Below are 3,773 nucleotides of genomic sequence, written 5' to 3' on the forward strand. Positions count from 1 at the left end.
TGGCGGGCCACCTGCAATGGGGTCTTGGTGGGGGTGTTGTGGGCCTCGCTGGAAGGCGGCTTGTCACCGGAGCTGGCCGAGCAGGTGATGGCAGGCAAGCGGCGTCTGCGTGGCCATCTGCTGCCCCAGTCGCTGGCCAGTCACAGTGGCTTCGCTGAAGCCGCCGGCCTGCACCTGCTGCGGATCGTTCGGGTCGCCGTTGACGCCCGTTACCGTCGTCGTGGCGTGGGCCGGCAACTGGTGCGGGCGGCGCGGGATCATGCCGCTGGCCAGCAGCTGGACGGCCTGGGGACCAGTTTCGGTGCCAGTGCGGAGCTGCTGGCCTTCTGGCAGCGCTGTGGCCTGCCGCTGGTACGCCTGGGGCTGCATCGCGAGGCCAGCAGCGGCGAGTACGCGGTGCAGTTGCTGGACGGCGTGAGTGAGGCAGGACAGTCACTGGTGGCCCGTGTCCGCGAGCGCCTGGCCGAGCATTGGTCGACGCTGGTGCCCACCATATGGAGCGAGCTGGCCCCGGAGTTGGTGCTGGCCCTGACCGCAAGCCTGCCGCCGGGCCCGCCACTGAACCGGCAGGACCGGCGGGAGCTGCAGGCGTTTGCCGAAGGGTATCGGGGCTTCGAGCTCAGCCTGCCGGTACTGCGCCTGATCACCGGCCAGCCGCGAGCGACGGCACGGCTGGCGTCGGAGGCGAACCTGTGGGTGCGTGCCGTGATGCAGGGCTGGCGATGGTCGCAGCTTCAGGCCAGTGGCGACTGCACCGGCCGGCGCGACGGCGAACAGCGCCTGCGAGCCCTGGTGCGGACGCTACTGGACAGTCCGGATGGCTGATCGAGACACTCCGAAAATCCCCAACTTGTGAACCGCTCGATTTAACTGGCACCACCATCGGCCGAGAATGCGGTCAACCTATCAAGAGTCAGAGACCCTCATTATGGTGGCCAATGGAATTGCCCGACCCCTCCTTGCCAGTGTGCTGTTCGCGCTTGGTACTGTCCTGATCAGCGCCTGCGCCCACGATCCAACGCCGGCCAACCTGACCCAGCAGCGCGGCAGCGCTGACACTGCGCCCTTGCTGCAGGCGGTGGCGGCCGCCGACCTGGAACGGGTGGAACAGCTGGTGGAGACCGGCGCGCCGGTCAATACCCTGACCGAGCAGGGCACCCCGTTGGCCCGGGCGGTTGCCGACGGCCAGGGACAGATCGCCTGGTATCTGCTGAGCCGGGGCGCGGCGCCGGATTACGTCGGGGCCGATGGGGTGACGCCGTTGATGGTGGCGGCCGCCAATGGCCAGCGGCGGCTGGTGCAGTTGCTGCTGTCGGCGGGGGCCGATGTCAATGCCGAGGGGCGGGCAGGCCAGACGCCGGTATCCCTGGCGGCTCGGGCCGGCCATCTGGCGGTGGTCCGGGTGCTGCTGACGGCGGGGGCCAACGTCAATGTCGCGCAGGACGGCCAATCCCTGCTGATGCACATTGTCGCCAGCGGCGACCTGTTGACCGCCGAGGCGTTGTTGGCGGCGGGGGCCGACGTCAACTACCGGGCGCCGGACGGGCAGAGCGCGCTGGACCTGGCCCGGGCCAGCGGCAACCACGACCTGCAGCTGCTGCTGATCCAGGCCGGCGCTCGGTAGCTTCCCTTCAGTCCAGTTGCAACGGGCATTCGCCCTCTGGCCAGGGCGCGGTGAAGTGGGCCGCCACCACCTCCTGCTCCACCTCGCGAACGGTTGGGTGGCTCCAGCGGGGCGCCTGGTCCCGGTCCACCAACCGGGCCCGGATACCCTCCGGCAGGTCCGGACGACGGCAGCAAGTCAGCGCCATGGCCAGTTCCATCGCCAATACATCCTTCAGCGACATCTGCTGGGCTCGTTGCAACTGCTCATTGACCAGCCAGGCTGTGACCGGACAGCCTTCCCGCAGGTTGGCGATGGCGCTCTGCCACCATGCATCCCCGTCCGGTTCATTGAGCAACCGGTCGACAATCTCGGGCAGCTCGCCCTGCCGGCACAGGTAAGCAATGCGGCGCTCGTGGTTGGCCAGGTTGCTGGCCGGCATCTCTGCGTGCTTCGGGCCTTCCAGCCGGTTGAGCAGCCGGTGTAGCCGGTTGTCGTCGCCGGCAACGTTGCCGGTCCAGCTCTGGCTCTGAATCTGGTCCAGCAGGCTGGCTTTGTGACCGGGTTGCACGGCGAAGTCCGCCAGTCCCACCCGCAGGGCATCGGCGGCGTTGAGGCGGGCACCGGTTAGGCCCAGGAACAGGCCGAGCCCGGCTGGCAGGCGGTTGAGGAACCAGCTGGCGCCGACGTCCGGGAACAGGCCGATGCTGATTTCCGGCATGGCCATCATCAGATCCGGCGTCACCAGTCGGTAGCGACAGGCGGACAACAGCCCCATGCCGCCGCCCATGACCACCCGATGGGCCCAGCCCACCACCGGCTTGGCGAACCGGTGCAACTGGTACATCAACCGGTATTCCTTGCTGAAGAACCGCTGTGGGGTATCCTGGTCGCCGGTGCTGATGGCCTGGTACAGGGCCAGGATGTTGCCTCCGGCGCAGAAGCCGCGGTCGCCGTTGGCGTCCAACAGTACCAGGCAGATCTGCGGATCCTGCTCCCAGCGGTCCAGGGTCGCCTGCATGTCGTCGATCATGGCCTCGGTGAGGGCATTGAGCGTTGCCGGTGAATCCAGGGTAAGGACGCCGATGACGCCGCTCTGGCAAGGCAGCTCTTGGACCTGAATGGGCATGATCACTTCTCCGGTATCTGATTCGAACAATGGCACGTCCCCTTGGACCGGCGGGGACTCCGGGCATATTGCCACAGACTGTCCCGCGAGTATGCCCGGATGGGAAGGGGACGAACGTCGAAGGGGGTCTTCAGTAGTAAGGGCGTCGCGGCCAAAGTAGCAACTTGATCTATCGCATTTGTCGGATCCGGGCGCTATGTTATAACTCCAGCGCATTCAGGCGTTACTCAGAGGCTCCCAAGTCCGGGCCCGGAATCCATAACGATGAGAGGTAGAGTCCATGAACGTGAAGCAATTGGCGGTGGCCGGCGTGGTGGCCATGGCGGTATCCGTACCCACCCTGGCGGTGGCCGGTGATGCGGCGGCGGGCAAGGCCAGGGCGGCCGTCTGCGGCGCCTGCCACGGCCAGAACGGCATCGCCCAGATGCCGGGCTATCCGAATCTGGCCGGGCAGAACGAAGCCTACCTGGTCAACGCCTTGAAGGCCTACAAGACCAAGCAGCGCAACGGTGGCCAGGCGCCCATCATGCAGGGCCAGGCTGCGGCGTTGAGCGACGAGGACATTGCCAACCTGGCGGCCTACTTCTCCAGCCTGCCGGCGGGCGGCTAGTGTCCCATCTGGTTAGTTCGTTGATCTACTGAGCCCCGGAAAGCCTTGAGAGCAAGGCGCGGTGGCGAAGGTTTGGTGGTTCCGAATCGAGTCGCCGCAACACCGCTCTTAAGGCTGTCAGGGGCTCAGGCGGCCGCGCCCCGGACGATGCGGTAGCTGGGCCGGTAGGCCACGGCGCCAGGCAGTTTCATCCGGTTCTGTTTGACGAACGCCTCCAGCATGGCCTCCAGCGGTGCCAGCAAAGCCGGATCCCCCGCTATCTCGAACGGGCCTTTCTCCTGGACCTGGCGAATCCCGCTCTCCTTGACGTTACCGGCCACGATGCCGCTGAAGGCCTTGCGCAGGTTGGCGGCAATCAGGTGCACCGGTTGCTCCTGATGCAGCGCCAGCGAGCGCATTTTTTCATGATCGGGCTCGAACGGCAGCTGGAA

General features: G+C 66.7%; 5 protein-coding genes. 3 read left to right on the forward strand and 2 right to left on the reverse strand.

Annotated features, from left to right (window positions below):
• Together R3175_RS17910 and R3175_RS17915 are read left to right on the forward strand one after the other, a co-directional pair.
• The coding region (locus R3175_RS17910) for a GNAT family N-acetyltransferase (protein ID WP_318945707.1) at positions 1-825 on the forward strand (825 nt) is incomplete at its 5' end.
• A gap of 103 nt (positions 826-928) precedes the next feature.
• A complete protein-coding gene (locus R3175_RS17915; protein ID WP_318945708.1) occupies positions 929-1,624 on the forward strand; it encodes an ankyrin repeat domain-containing protein in 696 nt (231 codons plus the stop codon).
• Positions 1,625-1,631: 7 nt separating this feature from the next.
• Here R3175_RS17915 and R3175_RS17920 read toward each other — a convergent pair whose 3' ends face one another.
• A complete protein-coding gene (locus tag R3175_RS17920) occupies positions 1,632-2,732 on the reverse strand; it encodes an enoyl-CoA hydratase/isomerase family protein (RefSeq protein WP_318945709.1) in 1,101 nt (366 codons plus the stop codon).
• Positions 2,733-3,012: 280 nt separating this feature from the next.
• Here R3175_RS17920 and R3175_RS17925 point away from each other — a divergent pair, with 280 nt between their 5' ends.
• Positions 3,013-3,342, forward strand: a complete 330-nt coding sequence (locus R3175_RS17925) for a cytochrome c (protein WP_318945710.1) — start codon at positions 3,013-3,015, stop codon at positions 3,340-3,342.
• Positions 3,343-3,467: 125 nt separating this feature from the next.
• Here R3175_RS17925 and R3175_RS17930 read toward each other — a convergent pair.
• The coding region (locus tag R3175_RS17930) for a pyrimidine/purine nucleotide monophosphate nucleosidase domain-containing protein (RefSeq protein WP_318945711.1) at positions 3,468-3,773 on the reverse strand (306 nt) is incomplete at its 5' end.

The organism is Marinobacter sp. (assembly GCF_033722735.1).
Classification (GTDB): Bacteria; Pseudomonadota; Gammaproteobacteria; order Pseudomonadales; family Oleiphilaceae; genus Marinobacter.

Bases quoted from the DNA above. Each gene is read 5' to 3' on its own strand.
- R3175_RS17915 (WP_318945708.1), top strand. From the start codon at position 929: ATGGTGGCCAATGGAATTGCCCGACCCCTCCTTGCCAGTGTGCTGTTC.
- R3175_RS17920 (WP_318945709.1), bottom strand. From the start codon at position 2,732: ATGCCCATTCAGGTCCAAGAGCTGCCTTGCCAGAGCGGCGTCATCGGC.
- R3175_RS17925 (WP_318945710.1), top strand. From the start codon at position 3,013: ATGAACGTGAAGCAATTGGCGGTGGCCGGCGTGGTGGCCATGGCGGTA.